The organism is Nakamurella flava (genome assembly GCF_005298075.1).
In the GTDB taxonomy this organism is placed as follows: Bacteria; Actinomycetota; Actinomycetes; order Mycobacteriales; family Nakamurellaceae; genus Nakamurella; species Nakamurella flava.
Window position 1 is genome coordinate 1,492,891 of the sequence record NZ_SZZH01000001.1, and the last position, 14,678, is coordinate 1,507,568.

The window sequence follows — 14,678 nt, forward strand, 5'->3', positions numbered from 1 at the left end:
CCCCCAGGAGTGACAGGCCCGGCCGCTCGGTAGGCAGCTCGGGCACCCGTCATTACGGTGACCCCATGCACACCACTGCCGGTGACCGGCCGAGTACGGCGCTGCTGACCGATCACTACGAGCTGACCATGCTGCAGGCCGCGCTGGCCGACGGCACGGCCGAGCGGGACTGCGTCTTCGAGATCTTCACCCGACGGCTGCCGAACGGCCGTCGGTACGGCGTGGTCGCCGGCACCGGCCGCCTGCTCGACGCCATCGCCGACTTCCGCTTCGGCCCGGCCGAGCTGGACCGCCTGCGGGGCGTGCTCGACGACCGGACGCTGGCCTGGCTGGCCGACTACCAGTTCAGCGGCGACATCGAGGGCTACCCCGAGGGCGAGCTGTACTTCCCCGGCTCCCCCGTCCTGACCGTCCGGGCGCCGTTCGGGGTGGGCGTGATCCTGGAGACGCTGGCCCTGTCGATCTACAACCACGACTGCGCGATCGCGTCGGCCGCGGCGCGGATGGTCTCCGCCGCCGGTGACCGACGTCTCATCGAGATGGGCTCCCGCCGCACCCACGAGGAATCGGCGGTGGCCTCGGCCCGGGCCGCCTACCTGGCCGGTTTCGGCAGCACGTCCAACCTGGAGGCCGGTCGCCGGTTCGGCATCCCCACCGGGGGGACGGCGGCCCACGCCTTCACCCTGCTGCACGACAGCGAGGCCGACGCGTTCGCCGCCCAGATCGCGAGCCTCGGGGTGGGCACCACCCTGCTGGTCGACACCTACGACATCACCCAGGGCATCGCGACCGCGATCGAGGTCGCCGGCCCGGAGCTCGGGGCCGTCCGCATCGACTCCGGCGACCTGGGTGTCCTGACGATCGCGGCCCGGCGGCAACTGGACGACCTGGGGGCGACGAAGACCCGGATCGTGCTGTCCGGCGACCTCGACGAGTACGCGATCGCCGCGCTGGCCGCCGCCCCCGTCGACGTGTACGGCGTCGGCACTTCCCTGGTCACCGGATCCGGTGCGCCGACGGCGAGCATGGTCTACAAGCTCGTCGAGGTGGACGGCCGACCGGTGGAGAAGCGCAGCTCGAACAAGCAGTCGCACGGCGGTCACAAGTCGGCGTTGCGGCGCCACAAGACCACCGGGACGGCGACCGAGGAGGTCATCTTCCGGGTCGCGGGTGATCAGCCCGATCCCGAGCCGGGCGACCGCGTCCTCCCGGTCCCGCTGATGCGCGCCGGCGAGCGCGTGCCGACCGTGGCCACACTGCCGGAATCCCGCGAGCACCTGCGCTCCGCGATGGTGTCGCTGCCGTGGGAGGGACTCAAACTGTCCGCCGGCGAACCGGCCCTGACGGTCACCGTGCTGCGCTGACCGGGCACCCTGAACCCATGACCACCTCGTTCGGCCCCGAACACGCGCTGATCATCGTCGACCTGCAACACGATTTCGCCGACCCGGGCGGCGCGCTCTACGTGCGCGGCGGCGAGCACCTCCTCGACCCCATCAACGCCCTCATCGAGGAGGCGACGACTGCCGGCGCCGCACTGATCTACACCCAGGACTGGCATCCGCCGGTCACCCCGCACTTCGCCGCGCACGGCGGCCTCTGGCCGGTGCACTGCGTCATCGACACCCCCGGGGCCGATCTGCTGCCCGGTCTGCGGACCACCGGCCCGGTCTTACGTAAGGGGTCCGGTCCCGAGGACGGCTACAGCGGGTTCAGCGTCCTGCACCTGCCCACCAACGAGACCCGGGAGACCGAGCTCGACGACTTCCTGCAGGCGCACGGCGCCCGCGCCCTGACCGTCGTCGGCCTGGCCGGCGACTGGTGCGTCAAGGAGACGGCCATCGACGGGGCGAGGCTGGGCTACGACGTGACGGTGCCGTTGGAGTACACCCGGTTCGTGGAACTGCGGCCCGGTGACACCGACGCCGCCGTCGAGGCGATGAAGGCGGCCGGTGTCGAGGTCACCGGCGAGGTCGTACGCCCCGGCTGACCCGCGTCGGCCGTCGCGGGTGCCCGCGCGCACCCGTCAGGGCGACCAGGCAGAATCGTCCACCATGTCCGCCGCACCCACCGAGCTCCACGCCATCGCCGCCGAGGAACTGGCCGGCGAACCCGAACACCGCCGCGACCTGTTCGGTCTGCGCCTGGACCGGTGGTGGGAGGACCTGCACGCCGGCCTGACCGCCGTCTACCCGGCCGACGCGGTGCCGGCGCTGGAACGGCGACTGGTGCGGACGGCGGCGCGGGCCTACCGCGAGCGGGACCCGGAACTGCGCCGTCTGGACGTGCAGCGCACGCTGGACCCGGCCTGGTTCCACGACGAGCACATGCTCGGTTACGCCGCCTACGCCGAGCGCTTCGCCGGGGACCTGGCCGGCATCAAGGGCCGCATCAGCTACCTGTCGGAACTGGGCGTCACCTATCTGCACCTGATGCCGTTGCTGCAGCCCCGGGACGGCGACAGCGACGGCGGCTACGCGGTGGCCGACTACCGCACCGTCCGACCTGACCTGGGGACCACCGAGGACCTGCGCGGTCTGGCCGCCGAGCTCCGCCGCGCCGGCATCAGCCTGGTCGTCGACCTGGTGCTCAACCACGTCGCCGCCGAGCACGAGTGGGCGGTGAAAGCCCGCAACGGCGACCAGAAGTACCGCGACTACTTTTACGTCTACCCGGACCGCATCGGGCCGGACGCCTACGAGCAGACCCTGCCCGAGGTCTTCCCCGACTTCGCGCCGGGCAGCTTCAGCTTCGACGAGCAGCTCGGCGGCTGGGTGTGGACGACGTTCAACACCTGGCAGTGGGACGTCAACTGGTCCAACCCGGACGTCTTCGCCGAGTACGCCGACATCATCCTGTTCCTGGCCAACCTGGGCGTCGAGGTGCTCCGGCTGGACGCCATCGCCTTCGTGTGGAAGCGGCTGGGCACCAACTGCCAGAACCAGCCCGAGGTGCACGCCATCACCCAGGCGTTGCGGGCGGTCGCCCGGATCGCGTGCCCGGCCGTGCTGTTCAAGGCCGAGGCGATCGTCGCGCCGCAGGATCTCGTCCACTACCTCGGCCAGGGTGCGCATCACGGCAAGGTCAGCGACATCGCCTACCACAACAGCCTGATGGTGCAGGTGTGGTCGATGCTGGCCACCCGGGACGTCCGGTTGGCCGCCCACGCGTTGCGGGCCATCCCTCCGGTGCCGGCGTCCGCCACGTGGGTCACCTACGTCCGCTGTCACGACGACATCGGGTGGGCCATCGACGCCGCGGACGCCGCGGCAGTCGGGCTGTCCGGGTTCGACCACCAGCGGTTCCTGTCCGACTGGTACTCCGGGGTCTACCCGGGATCGCCCGCCCGGGGTCTGGTGTTCCAGGAGAATCCGGACACCGGCGATCGACGGATCAGCGGCACCGCGGCCAGCCTGCTCGGGCTCGAACACGCGCTGGACACCGCGCAGCGCACCGGCCGCACGGAGGAGATCGACCTCGTCGTCGGCCGTCTGTACGTGGCCTACGCGATCGCCATGGGCTGGGGCGGCATCCCGGTGCTGTGGATGGGCGACGAGCTGGGTCTGACGAACGACGTCGACTGGGCCGGCGAGCCGGGCCATTCCGACGACAACCGCTGGGCGCACCGGCCGCGGATGAACTGGTCGCTGGCCAACCAGCGCCGGGACCCGGCCACCCTGGTCGGACGCATCTACGCCTCGGTCCGTCACCTGGCCCAGGTCCGGGCCAGCCTCCCGCACCTCGAATCCACCGTCGCCGCCGAGGTCCTCGAAGACCCGCTGACCGGCCGGAGCGACCCCGGCGTGCTGCCGGTGTTGCGGCGGCACCCGTTGGGGCCGCTCCTGGAGCTGTTCAACGTCACCGAACAGTGGAAACCCTTCCCCGGGGCCCGGCTCGCCGAGCTCGGTCTGGTCGGCGGTGTGGACGCGCTCTCGGGCGCCACCATCCATCCCGGACCCGACGGGAACGTCTGGCTACATCCCTACGGCGTGCTCTGGATCACCTCGACGTCCTGATCCTGGATCTCCGGGTCGCCGGTGGCTGGGCGACTACCGATCGCGTCGCTGACGCAGGTGAACGGAGCTGACGCTGATCGTTCCGCCGACACCGACCGGGGTGGACCGGTCCGACTGCGGAGTTGATCAGCTTCGGCCAAGACGGTCGGCCCCATGCGACTGCCCCCGGCGGCACTCCGACCCGGGGCTCGTGCCCAGCTACCGGCCCGGGGCCCGGGCGATGACGGTGATGGTCCCAGCCGGGATCTCGGTGAACCCGGCGTCGCGCACGGCCACCAACCGCTGCGCGCTCCAGCCGTCGGCGGCGGCCACCGCAGCGGACAGCGCCGACCAGTCGGCTGTTCTCCCCTGGGTGACCGTCGGATACCCGGCGGCCGCCCAGGAGTCCAGCACTGCGGCGTCGCCGCTGGCGGTGTCCGGACCACTGAGCAGCGCGGCGGCGATCATCCCGGCGTGCCCGGCCTGAGCCATCGACTTCCCCAGGGTCATGGCCGGCTCGGACGGCAACCAGAGCTGCAGCGCGGCCGCCGGATCGGCAGCACCGAGCTGCGCCCAGTCCGGGGCCGGGTCGACCGGTGCGTCGGTCCCCCCGACCTGCAGCCGGGAGACCCGAGAGTCCAGCTCGGCGACCCGCCCGGGCAGCAGCGCTCGGACCTCGGTCCCACCCAGGTCGATGGTCACCCCGGGCAGGTCCTGGACGGCTGCCCAGTGCGCGCCACGGGCCCGCCGGGTGACCTTGCGGATGTGACCGGCGCAGTAGTCGGCCACCGCGTCGTGCCACGGGCCGTCCGGGGCCGCCCGGGGGTCCAGACAGATCGACGCGGCCGCGCTGGCCGCGGCGGCCAGCGCGGCGTGCCAGGACGGTGGCGCTGACCGCTCCATCCGCAGGATCAACGGCATGGCCCGGACGTCGTCGGCCGCCTCCTCACGATCGGAGCGCACCTGGGCGTCCGACAGGCCCAGCCAGTGTCGGTACCGCTCCCGTAGCGGCGCCAGCACGGCGGCGATCCCACTCACGGACAGGCCGGACAGGCCGACCCCACCCCCGACGGTGCCGTCAGGTGGCGGGGGGCCGGACGGTGACGTGTCCGAGGAAGCCATGGCGGTCAGTCCAGGGCGACGCGGCGCACCAGGCCGTCGGCAGCGTCGGCGGCTTCGATCTCCTCGCGAGTGATGCCGAGGATGAACAGCACCGGATCCAGGAACGGCTGGTTCAGGGTGGTGTCGGCGTGTTCGGCGACGACGGGCTTGGCGTTGAACGCGATCCCCAGACCGGCGGCGCCGAGCATGTCGATGTCGTTCGCCCCGTCGCCGACGGCGACGGTCTGGCTCAGCGGCACGCCGTAACGACCGGCGAAGTCGGCCAACGCGCGGGCCTTGCCCGGCCGGTCGACGATCGGTCCGGTGACCCGTCCGGTCAGCTTGCCGTCGATCACCTCGAGCGTGTTGGCGGCGGCGTAGTCCAGTCCGAGATCGTCGACGAGATGCCGGGTGATCTGCGTGAACCCGCCGGACACGATGCCGCACCGGTAGCCCAGCCGCTTCAGCGTGCGGATGGTCGTCCGGGCGCCGGGGGTGAGGACGATGTCGGCCGCGACCGCGTCGAGAACGGAAGCGTCCAGTCCTTCGAGCATGGCCACCCGGGCCCGCAGCGACTCGGCGAAGTCCAGGTGCCCGGCCATCGCCGCCGTGGTGATGCGTTCGACCTCGGCCCGGGTCCCCGAGTGGTCGGCGAGCATCTCGATCACTTCGCCGGTGATGAGTGTCGAATCGACGTCGAAGACGATGAGGCGCTTGGCCCGCCGGGCGATGCCGGCGCCCTGGACGGCGATGTCCACGCCGGCGTCGGATCCGATCGCCACGGCCGCCGTCCGCAGGGCCTGGTCGTCGGGCGCCCGAACGGTCAGTTCCAACCCGGTGACCGGATAGTCGGCGACCCGCTTGATGGCCTCGATGTTGACGCCGAGCCGACCGAAGGCCCCGGCCAGCGCCCCGATCGCCCGAGCCTGCAGGGGACGCCCGAGCACCACCACCACGTGGGTGGCCGTTCGCCGCTCCCCCGCGCCGGGCAGGTCGATGTCGATACTGACCACCATGCCGACGGCGGCCATCGCGCGTTCCACGGCCACGCGCAGGCCGGCGGTGTCCGTGGGGCTTACGACCAGCACACCCAGTGTCAGGTGCCCCCGGATGACGGCCTGATCGATGTCGAGCACTTCGACACGGTGATCGGCCAGGGTGGTGAACAGGGCACCGGTGACGCCTGGATGGTCGGGTCCGGTGACGGTGATGAGGACGGTGGACAGACGGCCGGGCCGGCTGACGATGGTGTCGTCGGCCGGCCCGGTTCCCGTCAGCACGGGATCGTTCACTGGGGGAACAGCTCTCTCATTCTCCGAACGGAGCGGTCGACTTACCGCGACCGTGCTCCGGGATGTCCAGATGCGGACTCGCCTCGGCCTCGGCCAGCGGCTGCCAGTCGCGATGCGGGTGCGCCTCGCTCCGCATCCGCTCGATCATGTACGGGTGGTGCAGCTCGAACGCCGGGCGCTCGGAACGGATCCGCGGCAGCGAGGTGAAGTTGTGCCGCGGCGGCGGGGAGCTGGTGGCCCACTCGAGCGAGTTGCCGTAACCCCACGGGTCGTCGGCGGTGGTGACCTCGCCGTGCCGCCAGGACCGGATGACGTTCCAGATGAACGGGATCGTCGAGAAGCCGAGAACGAAGGCACCGATCGTCGAGATGGTGTTCAACGTGGTGAAGCCGTCCGACTCGAGGTAGTCGGCGTACCGGCGGGGCATGCCGATGTTCCCCAGCCAGTGCTGCACCAGGAACGTCAGGTGGAACCCGATGAAGGTGGCCCAGAAGTGCAGCTGGCCGAGCTTCTCGTCCAGGAACCGGCCGGTCATCTTCGGGAACCAGAAGTAGATGCCGCTGTAGGTGGCGAACACGATGGTGCCGAAAAGCACGTAGTGGAAATGCGCGACCACGAAGTACGAGTCCGACACGTGGAAGTCGAGCGGCGGCGCCGCCAGGATGACGCCGGTCAGACCACCGAAGAGGAAGGTGACGAGGAACCCGGCGGCGAACAGCATCGGCGTCTCGAAGGACACCTGCCCCTTCCACATCGTCCCGATCCAGTTGAAGAACTTCAGACCGGTCGGGATGGCGATGAGGAACGTCATGAAGCTGAAGAAGGGCAGCAGCACGGCGCCGGTGGCGAACATGTGGTGCGCCCACACGGCCACGGACAGGCCGGCGATGCCGATCAGCGCGTAGACCATGCCCCGGTAGCCGAACAGCGGCTTGCGGCTGAACACCGGGATCACCTCGGAGATGATCCCGAAGAAGGGCAAGGCGATGATGTAGACCTCGGGATGCCCGAAGAACCAGAAAAGATGCTGGTAGAGGATCGCTCCGCCGGTGGCCGGGTCGAAGACGTGTGACCCGAAATGTCGGTCGGCGGCCAGCCCGAACAGCGCCGCGGTGAGCACCGGGAACGCCACCAGGATCAGGATCGACGTGATGAAGATGGCCCAGGTGAACAGCGGCAGGCGCCACATCGTCATGCCCGGGGCGCGCATGCAGACCACCGTGGTGATCATGTTGACGCCGCCGAGGATGGTGCCGAGACCCGAGACGGCCAGACCCATGATCCACAGGTCACCACCGACGCCGGGCGAGTTCGCCTCCAGCGACAGCGGGGTGTAAGCGGTCCAGCCGAACGCGGCGGCGCCACCCGGGGTGAAGAAGCCGGAGGCGGCGATCAACGCGCCGAAGAAGTACAGCCAGTACGAGAACGAGTTGAGTCGCGGGAACGCGACGTCCGGCGCACCGATCTGCAGCGGCAGCACGAAGTTGGCAAACCCGAAGACCACGGCCGTTGCGTAGAACAGCAGCATGATCGTGCCGTGCATGGTGAAGAGCTGGTTGTACTGCTCGGGCGACAGGAACTGCATGCCCGGCCGGGCCAGCTCGGCCCGCATGAACAGGGCCATCAGGCCGCCGATCATGAACCACGCGAACGACGTGGCGATGTACATCATCCCCAGGACCTTGGGGTCCGTGGTGTGCAGGTACTGCAGCAGCTTCGCCCCCCGAGGGGCGCGGGTCACCGGGTACGGCCGGTTCACCACTGGGCGAGGGGCAACGGCGGTCAAGATCTGCCTCCAGCAGCGAGTCGGCGCACTACTTGGCCCCGGTCACCCCGGGGACATCTCGGAGCTTAGTCCGACAGAACGTAGAACACCCCGCGAGGGTCCCTTCGAGTTCTGGGGTTTCGCTCATCGAACGCTCATCGGCGCCCACCGGCCGGGACCGGGAACGAGAAACCGGGATACGAGAAACCGAGAAACGACAAAAGGGCCAGGTCCGGTTTCCCGGACCTGGCCCTTGCGGGTGGAGCTGAGGGGACTCGAACCCCTGACCCCCACACTGCCAGTGTGGTGCGCTACCAGCTGCGCCACAGCCCCGCTGTCGTGCTGGATCAGATTACCAACAGTCGTGGCCGGAACCCAAATCGACGGCCGTTCATCCGATCCGGCCTGGTCAGGAGCCCAGGAGCGTCGACAGCCAGGTGGTCTGGTTGATGTTGACGATCTGTCCGTCGTGAACGACGGACGGGGTGCGAACGCCGCCGACGATGCCCTGCAACGTGGCCGACGAGGCGGTCGCGTTGGCCTGTGCGGCCGCGACGGAGGATCCGGCGCTGATGCAGGAGGTCGACGTGTCGTTGGCGCCCAGACCCTTGGCCAGGTCGGCCAGCTGAGCGTTGGTCAGGTCGGACGTCCCCTGCTCCTCCGGCTGCGTCCCCTCGGCGAACAGCTTGGTGTAGTAGCTGAGCACCAGGCCCGGGGTGCTGCCCTGGTTCTGGGCCACGCACAGCAGGGCGCCGGCCGCGCGACTGGAGTAGTCCTTCGAGAAGGAGCCCCGGTCGAGGAAATTGAGCATGTGCAGGTTCACGACCAACTTGCCCTGGTCGACCGCCTGGTTGATCTGCTGCCCGTACTGGCGCTCGAACTGACCGCAGATCGGGCAGAGCGCATCGGCGTAGAGATCGATCGTCACCGGCGTCGTCCCGGCCGGCGGGGTGGCCGATGAGATCGTCATCACGTTGCCATTCACCGTGGTCACCGAGTTGGTGGAGGCCCCGTAACCGTCGGCCTGCACGGCGGTGTTCGACCGGTTCATCATGATGCCGATCACCACCACGGCGGCGATGAGCGCGATGGCCACCCCGCCGATGATCAGCTGCGTGCGGTTGTTGGACCGGCTCGACCGCGCCGCGGCGACCGACGTCCGCGAGGCGGTGGCCCCGGACTTGGCCGGCTTGCGAGCGGACGGCTGCACGCCGGACTTACCCTTCGGCCCGTTGCCGCCGTTCTTGCCCGTCCCCCGGGACCGTCCCGAACCCTGCGCCACGTCGTCCTCTTTCCTGCTCTGCCCGGAGCTCGTTCCGCTCCAGGTGGCGGGGCCGCGCGTGCACCCCGTCGTTCCACTATGCCGCCGCGGGCCGGACGCCCAAGGCGGTGACGTTCACCGACAACAGTCGGTCAGCGCCCGGTCAGCCGACGGTCCAGCGACCACGGCGTCCCGGGGCGGACGATCAGCCACGCCGCCAGGGCCAGGAAGCCGACGTCGCGGAGGATCTCGCCCGCGTAGTTCGTCTGACCGGCGGCGACGTCGCCGCCGCCGCCGAAGCAACCGCAGTCGATCGACAGTCCCCGGGCCGCGGCGGAGATCACCCCGGCGATGAAGATCACCAGCACCACCGCGGACAGGATCGCCGCGAGCCGGGTCGCCAGACCGATCAGCAGGAGCAGCCCGAGGGCGATCTCCAGGTACGGCAGCACCGCCGCGACCGTTTCGGCCACCCCGGACGACAGCAGCCGGTACGCCTTGACCGCCACCAGGGTCTCGGCCGGGGCCGAGGCCTTGGCGAAGCCGGAGATCAACCAGACAGCCGCCAGACCGAGCCGGGCCAGCAGCCCGATGCCGTCCAGGACCCGGCCGCGGTCGACCGTGCGGCCCATCAGGAGGTCTGGGCGACCAGATCCAGCACCGCGGCCAGGGCCGGCTGCGCCTGACCGGTCTGCTGGTTGGTCTGACCCGGGATCTGGACGAGCACTCGGCTACCGAGCGGAACCCCGACCAGTCCGGCGAACGGCCCGCCGGCGGCCACGGACAGCTGCTGCGGTCCGGTGCCTCCGGTACCGGCGGCCTCGGCCGCCGGATCGGGCCAGGTCGATCCGGCCGACTCGCCGGACCATTGCACCGCCACGTACTGCGCGAGGACCTGACCGTCCTTGATCGCGGCTCCGGTTCCCTGGGCCAGGACGGTGATCTGCGGACTGGTGGGTTCCGGCGTGCCGGCCGGAACGGTGATGGACGGCTTCTGACCGAGGTCGCCGGTCACCTGCGGCCCGGTCGCGGGCGCGGGCTGCGGCACGGCGTCGGCCTGGCCGGCAGCGTCCTTGCCGTAGGCCGCGACGATGTCGACGACGAAGACGATGGTGTCGGTGCCGCCGATACCGGCGCTGCTGTTGCCCTTGGACCCGTAGCCGTCCGCCGGCGGCAGGCTGAGCAGGACGCGGCTGCCGACCGGCACCCCGACCAGGGCGGTGTCCCAGCCGGGGACGACGTTGCCGACGCCGATCTGGAACGTGGCCGTCGTGCCCTTGTCGTAGGAGTTGTCGAAGACCTTGCCGTTCCACACCTGACCCAGATAGTTGGTGACCAGCCAGTCACCCTTCTGGGTCTCCGGGCCGGTGCCCTGGACGAGCACCTGGCGCTGCAGGCTGGGCGGCGGGTTCGTGCTCGGGAACGTCAGCGTGGGCTTCTCACCGAACGCGCCCGTCGCGGTGGGCAGCTGGTCCGCGGCGACCGGGTCGGCCACGACGGTGGCCGCGGGAACGTCGGGCCCCAGCGTGGGGGCGGCGCTGGCGGACCCGGATGCGGAGGCGGTTCCGGAACTGGCCGTGGTGCCGCCGGAGCCGCAGGCCCCGAGGGCGAGCAGGCCGACGGCGAGCAGGGGCGCGACGATCCGAACCGGGGCGCGCAGGCGCATGTTGTGTGGTCCTCACCGGGAGACGAGCTGACGGCAGGCAACCCTACGCACGGACTCTGTCCATTTCGTGAGAGACCACACCGGTCGAACCGGACGGGCAGGTCGGACCACCCACCCGGCCGCAGCGAGCGTTCACTGTCCGTTCCCCCAGGGGCCCTAACCTGAGGGACATGGCTGTCAGCACCCGTGTCTTCGTCGCCCAGGTGGACGGTCTCCCCGTCTTCGGACCGGGGGGCGAATCCATCGGCAAGGTGCGCGACGTGATCACCGCCCTCCGACTGGACCGCAAGCCCCCGCGGGTCCTCGGACTCGTCGTCGAGTTGCCCACCCGGCGGCCGATCTTCGTCCCGATGGGGCGGGTCACCAGTCTCGAGCCGCGTGAGGTCGTCCTGTCCACCGGGACGGTGAGCCTGCGCCAGTTCGAGCAGCGGGCGCTGGAGTTACGGGTTCTCGGTCAGCTCGTCGGCCAACAGGTGCAGCTGGGCACCACCGCCGCTTCGGCGACCGTGGTCGACGCCGCGATCGAGCGGGAACGCACCCGCGACTGGGTGCTCAATCGCCTGGCGGTGCGGGAGCGGCGCGGCCGACTGGCCCGGCGGGCCCCCGTCCAGGTCGTGGGGTGGACCGATGTCCGCGGGCTCGATCCGGCGCAGTTGACCGGTCAGCTGGTCCCGGGACCGCAGCGGATCCTGGCGTCCTTCGAGGGTCTGCGAGCCGCCGACGCCGCTGGTCTGCTCCGCGAGCTGGACGGCCAGTTGCGCTACGAGGTGGCCGACCTGCTGGACGACGACCGACTGGCCGACGTCATCCAGGAGTTGCCGGAGGAGGACCAGAAGGACCTCCTGGCGCACCTCGACGAAGCCCGGGCGGCCGACGTGCTCGAGGCCATGGATCCGGACGACGCGGCGGACCTGCTGGCCGAGCTGATGCCCGGCGTCCGGGAACGGCTGCTCGGCCTGATGGAACCCGAGGAGTCGGCGCCGGTCCGCCGGCTGATGCAGTACTCGTTCGACACGGCCGGTGGTCTGATGACACCGGAACCCATCGTCGTCAGCCCGGACGCGACCATCGCCGAGGCCCTGGCCCGGGTCCGATCGCCCGAACTCTCCCCCGCGCTGGCCTCGATGGTGTTCGTCTGCCGTCCACCGCAGGCCACCCCGACCGGCCGTTACCTCGGGTGCGTGCACACGCAGCGGCTGCTGCGGGAGCCGCCGTTCGACCTGGTGGCCGGCGCGATCGACACCGAACTGGGTCGGCTGTCACCGCAGGCCGTGTTGTCCGACGTGACCCGGTACTTCGCGTCCTACAACCTGGTGTGCGCACCGGTGGTGGACGACGAGGAGCACCTGCTCGGCGCGGTGACCGTCGACGATGTGCTGGACCACCTGCTGCCGGACAACTGGCGCGAGGACGGCCTGCCGGACAACGACCTGACCGCCGGGGAACGGGCCGACCGCCCGGGACTGCGCAACGGCGGGTGGCGGCCGGTGCGCCGGCCGACCGTCGGGATCGGGCACGATGACCCGGGCGTCCAGCGGGCCACCGACGTTTCCGCGGCCACCGACAGCCACCACTGATCACACCCACGAGGGGAGGACGGCGCCATGACCAGCAGCACGCTCAGCAATCCTCGCGCCAACCGGTTCAAGCGACCCCAGCTGTTGAATCCGGACGCTTTCGGGCGGGCGAGCGAACAGTTCGCCCGGTACATGGGGACGTCCAAGTTCCTGGTGCAGATGTCCCTGTTCATCGCGGTCTGGCTGGGGTGGAACAGCCTCGCCCCGGCGAACCTGCAGTTCGATCCGTACACCTTCACGTTCCTGACGCTGCTGCTCAGCCTGCAGGCCAGTTACGCGGCACCGTTGATCCTGCTGGCCCAGAACCGGCAGGACGACCGGGACCGGGCCGAGGCCGCCCGGGACCGTCAGCAGACGGTGCTGAACTACGAGATCAACTCGTACCTGACCCGCGAGTTGTCCGATCTGCGCGGACGGCTCGGCGAGATCAGCTCGGACCTGGACACCGTGAGTCGACGGCTGACGCCGCTGCCGACGAAGAAGAAGGATCTGGTGGCCACCAGCTCCGAGACCCGTGACCTGGCTGCTCGGCTGGACCGCATCGAGCGCATGCTGGAGAAGATGACCAAGCAGCGGGCCTGAGCACCCGGCTTCGCAAACCACAAGACCCGCCCACCGAGATGGTGGGCGGGTCTTCTTGTGGAGGTGGCGGGAATCGAACCCGCGTCCAATGTTGTGTTGTGAGGACTTCTCCGGGCGCAGTCCGCTAGGCCTCTACTTGACTCTCCCGATCACGCGAACATGCCGGGATGACGAGCCCAGTCGCTGTTTGATGTCCCTCGGAGCCCCGCGACCGGGTCCCTCGGTAAGTTCCCTAGATGACGCCAGGAACCGGGTCGGGAACTCAACCCGGGCTGACGGAGTAGCACTCGCTCAGGCGGCGAGGGCGTACTCGCGCTGACTGGAGTCGGCGCTTGATTTTTTGCAACGGATCGTTAACGAGATGATCGTTGCCTTCCTCGGCCCGCTTCTCCTCACTCGACAGACACTGTCGAAACCGATCACCCCCGAGGGGACTTTCGGGTACTGCTGGTGGTGCTGTGCTGCCGTCAGGTGCAACGGCTCGACCAGTCTACGTGTTCCCGGCGCCGGAGCTCGTCACCTTTTCCGGGGCGTCACTCGGGGCAGCCCGGTTGGCCGAGCACCAGGACAGCCGCGGTGAACGACGTCGGGCGGATCCCGTCGTCCCACTTTGCCGTACTGGCACCGCTGCCCATCGTGGCCAGGACGGTGCGCGCGGACTCTCCTTCGAGGACGACGCAGTCCGGGCGGGTGCGCTGCAGGGCCTGCTCGATGCTGTCGGGTCCTGGCCACCGGTAGTCGGGCTGGTCGTCGCCTGCGGCGCTGTCGAGGCCGACCATCCGGACCCGGTCCGGCATCCACGGCTGCGGACCGACCACCGCCGACTGCAGATCGTCCAGCGCGGCGACCAGACGCTCACGGTGGGCGAGCTGCTCGTCCGTCAGATCGCCGAGGCTGTCGGGCCCGATGCCGAGCGCGTACACGGCGATCTGCTGCGGCCCGGCCGCGCCGTCGGGGCGGAAGGTCACGGTGGTGGTGCCCTGGTCGGTGACGCCGGGCGCGCCGAAGTCCGCTGTGGTCAGGTCGGTCAATTCGGCGAGCGCGCTCTCGAGGTGGCAGGAGTCGATGTGGCCCCGTTCCATCGCCGGGATCGTCGCGCCATCATCCCCCGGGGTCACCGGACGGACGGCGTCACCGCTGTCGTAGACGGCCAGCGCGACCGGCCGGGTCCACAGGGTGCCGATGTTCCAAGCGTTCGTCTCGCCCGAGACCATGATCACCGGGTCGCCGGCCGGCCCGGGGTCTCTGAGGTCGGCGACCTCGTCACAGGAGGGAAGGCCGGTGGGGTCCGCGCTGGTCGTCGCGCCGCCGACGGCGGCGGTCCCCGTCACCCCGGTCGCGCACCCGCCCAGCACCAACCCGCCCATCGCGATCGCGGTGATGAGCGCGAACGGCGATCGGACCGTCCGATCTGTCCTTGATGTCCGCATGACCCATGG

Annotated in this window: 12 protein-coding genes, 1 tRNA gene and 1 other RNA gene; 5 read left to right on the plus strand and 9 right to left on the minus strand. The window is 70.2% G+C overall.

Features of this window, described 5'->3' with window-relative positions:
* The first annotated feature begins 65 nt into the window (after positions 1 to 65).
* From FDO65_RS06740 to FDO65_RS06750, 3 genes are all read left to right on the plus strand, one after another.
* A complete protein-coding gene (locus FDO65_RS06740) occupies positions 66 to 1,364 on the plus strand; it encodes a nicotinate phosphoribosyltransferase (RefSeq protein ID WP_137448600.1) in 1,299 nt (432 codons plus the stop codon).
* A gap of 17 nt (positions 1,365 to 1,381) precedes the next feature.
* On the plus strand, positions 1,382 to 1,990 hold the full coding sequence (locus FDO65_RS06745) for an isochorismatase family protein (RefSeq protein WP_137448601.1): 609 nt from the start codon (positions 1,382 to 1,384) through the stop codon (positions 1,988 to 1,990).
* Between the two features lie 64 nt (positions 1,991 to 2,054).
* A complete protein-coding gene (locus FDO65_RS06750; RefSeq protein ID WP_137448602.1) occupies positions 2,055 to 4,016 on the plus strand; it encodes an alpha-amylase family protein in 1,962 nt (653 codons plus the stop codon).
* Between the two features lie 198 nt (positions 4,017 to 4,214).
* Here FDO65_RS06750 and FDO65_RS06755 read toward each other — a convergent pair whose 3' ends face one another.
* From FDO65_RS06755 to FDO65_RS06785, 7 genes are all read right to left on the minus strand, one after another.
* Positions 4,215 to 5,117 (minus strand): peptidyl-tRNA hydrolase, encoded by a 903-nt coding sequence (locus FDO65_RS06755; RefSeq protein ID WP_137448603.1) that lies wholly within the window; start codon positions 5,115 to 5,117, stop codon positions 4,215 to 4,217.
* Positions 5,118 to 5,122: 5 nt separating this feature from the next.
* Positions 5,123 to 6,343: a phosphoserine phosphatase SerB gene (gene serB, locus FDO65_RS06760; RefSeq protein ID WP_420847522.1), complete on the minus strand. Its 1,221-nt coding sequence runs from the start codon at positions 6,341 to 6,343 to the stop codon at positions 5,123 to 5,125.
* Positions 6,344 to 6,404: 61 nt separating this feature from the next.
* Complete coding sequence (gene ctaD / locus FDO65_RS06765) at positions 6,405 to 8,174, minus strand: aa3-type cytochrome oxidase subunit I (protein WP_137448605.1); 1,770 nt, start codon at positions 8,172 to 8,174, stop codon at positions 6,405 to 6,407.
* A 239-nt stretch (positions 8,175 to 8,413) separates the two neighbouring features.
* Positions 8,414 to 8,486: transfer RNA gene (locus tag FDO65_RS06770), tRNA-Ala, on the minus strand.
* 76 nt (positions 8,487 to 8,562) lie between these two features.
* On the minus strand, positions 8,563 to 9,435 hold the full coding sequence (locus tag FDO65_RS06775; protein WP_137448606.1) for a DsbA family protein: 873 nt from the start codon (positions 9,433 to 9,435) through the stop codon (positions 8,563 to 8,565).
* Positions 9,436 to 9,566: 131 nt separating this feature from the next.
* Positions 9,567 to 10,046, minus strand: coding sequence for a MauE/DoxX family redox-associated membrane protein (locus FDO65_RS06780; protein ID WP_137448607.1), 480 nt, complete (start codon positions 10,044 to 10,046; stop codon positions 9,567 to 9,569).
* Positions 10,046 to 11,080 carry an FKBP-type peptidyl-prolyl cis-trans isomerase gene (locus FDO65_RS06785; protein ID WP_137448608.1) on the minus strand — a complete coding sequence of 345 codons (1,035 nt, stop codon included), beginning with the start codon at positions 11,078 to 11,080 and terminating at the stop codon, positions 10,046 to 10,048. The genes FDO65_RS06780 and FDO65_RS06785 overlap by 1 nt, the downstream gene beginning before the upstream one ends.
* A gap of 170 nt (positions 11,081 to 11,250) precedes the next feature.
* Between FDO65_RS06785 and FDO65_RS06790 the strand changes: the two genes are divergently transcribed.
* A complete protein-coding gene (locus FDO65_RS06790; protein WP_137448609.1) occupies positions 11,251 to 12,657 on the plus strand; it encodes a magnesium transporter MgtE N-terminal domain-containing protein in 1,407 nt (468 codons plus the stop codon).
* A 27-nt stretch (positions 12,658 to 12,684) separates the two neighbouring features.
* Entirely contained in the window at positions 12,685 to 13,239 is a 555-nt protein-coding gene (locus FDO65_RS06795; protein WP_137448610.1) for a DUF1003 domain-containing protein, read from the plus strand.
* 55 nt (positions 13,240 to 13,294) lie between these two features.
* Here the strand turns inward: FDO65_RS06795 and ssrA are convergent.
* Together ssrA and FDO65_RS06805 are read right to left on the minus strand one after the other, a co-directional pair.
* Positions 13,295 to 13,666: a transfer-messenger RNA gene (ssrA, locus tag FDO65_RS06800) on the minus strand.
* A 106-nt stretch (positions 13,667 to 13,772) separates the two neighbouring features.
* Entirely contained in the window at positions 13,773 to 14,669 is an 897-nt protein-coding gene (locus tag FDO65_RS06805; protein WP_137448611.1) for a hypothetical protein, read from the minus strand.
* Positions 14,670 to 14,678: the final 9 nt, after the last annotated feature.

Coding starts and splice junctions, on each gene's coding strand:
- FDO65_RS06740 (WP_137448600.1), top strand. CDS start 66: ATGCACACCACTGCCGGTGACCGGCCGAGTACGGCGCTGCTGACCGAT.
- FDO65_RS06745 (WP_137448601.1), top strand. CDS start 1,382: ATGACCACCTCGTTCGGCCCCGAACACGCGCTGATCATCGTCGACCTG.
- FDO65_RS06750 (WP_137448602.1), top strand. CDS start 2,055: ATGTCCGCCGCACCCACCGAGCTCCACGCCATCGCCGCCGAGGAACTG.
- FDO65_RS06755 (WP_137448603.1), bottom strand. CDS start 5,117: ATGGCTTCCTCGGACACGTCACCGTCCGGCCCCCCGCCACCTGACGGC.
- FDO65_RS06780 (WP_137448607.1), bottom strand. CDS start 10,046: ATGGGCCGCACGGTCGACCGCGGCCGGGTCCTGGACGGCATCGGGCTG.
- FDO65_RS06785 (WP_137448608.1), bottom strand. CDS start 11,080: ATGCGCCTGCGCGCCCCGGTTCGGATCGTCGCGCCCCTGCTCGCCGTC.
- FDO65_RS06790 (WP_137448609.1), top strand. CDS start 11,251: ATGGCTGTCAGCACCCGTGTCTTCGTCGCCCAGGTGGACGGTCTCCCC.
- FDO65_RS06795 (WP_137448610.1), top strand. CDS start 12,685: ATGACCAGCAGCACGCTCAGCAATCCTCGCGCCAACCGGTTCAAGCGA.
- FDO65_RS06805 (WP_137448611.1), bottom strand. CDS start 14,669: ATGCGGACATCAAGGACAGATCGGACGGTCCGATCGCCGTTCGCGCTC.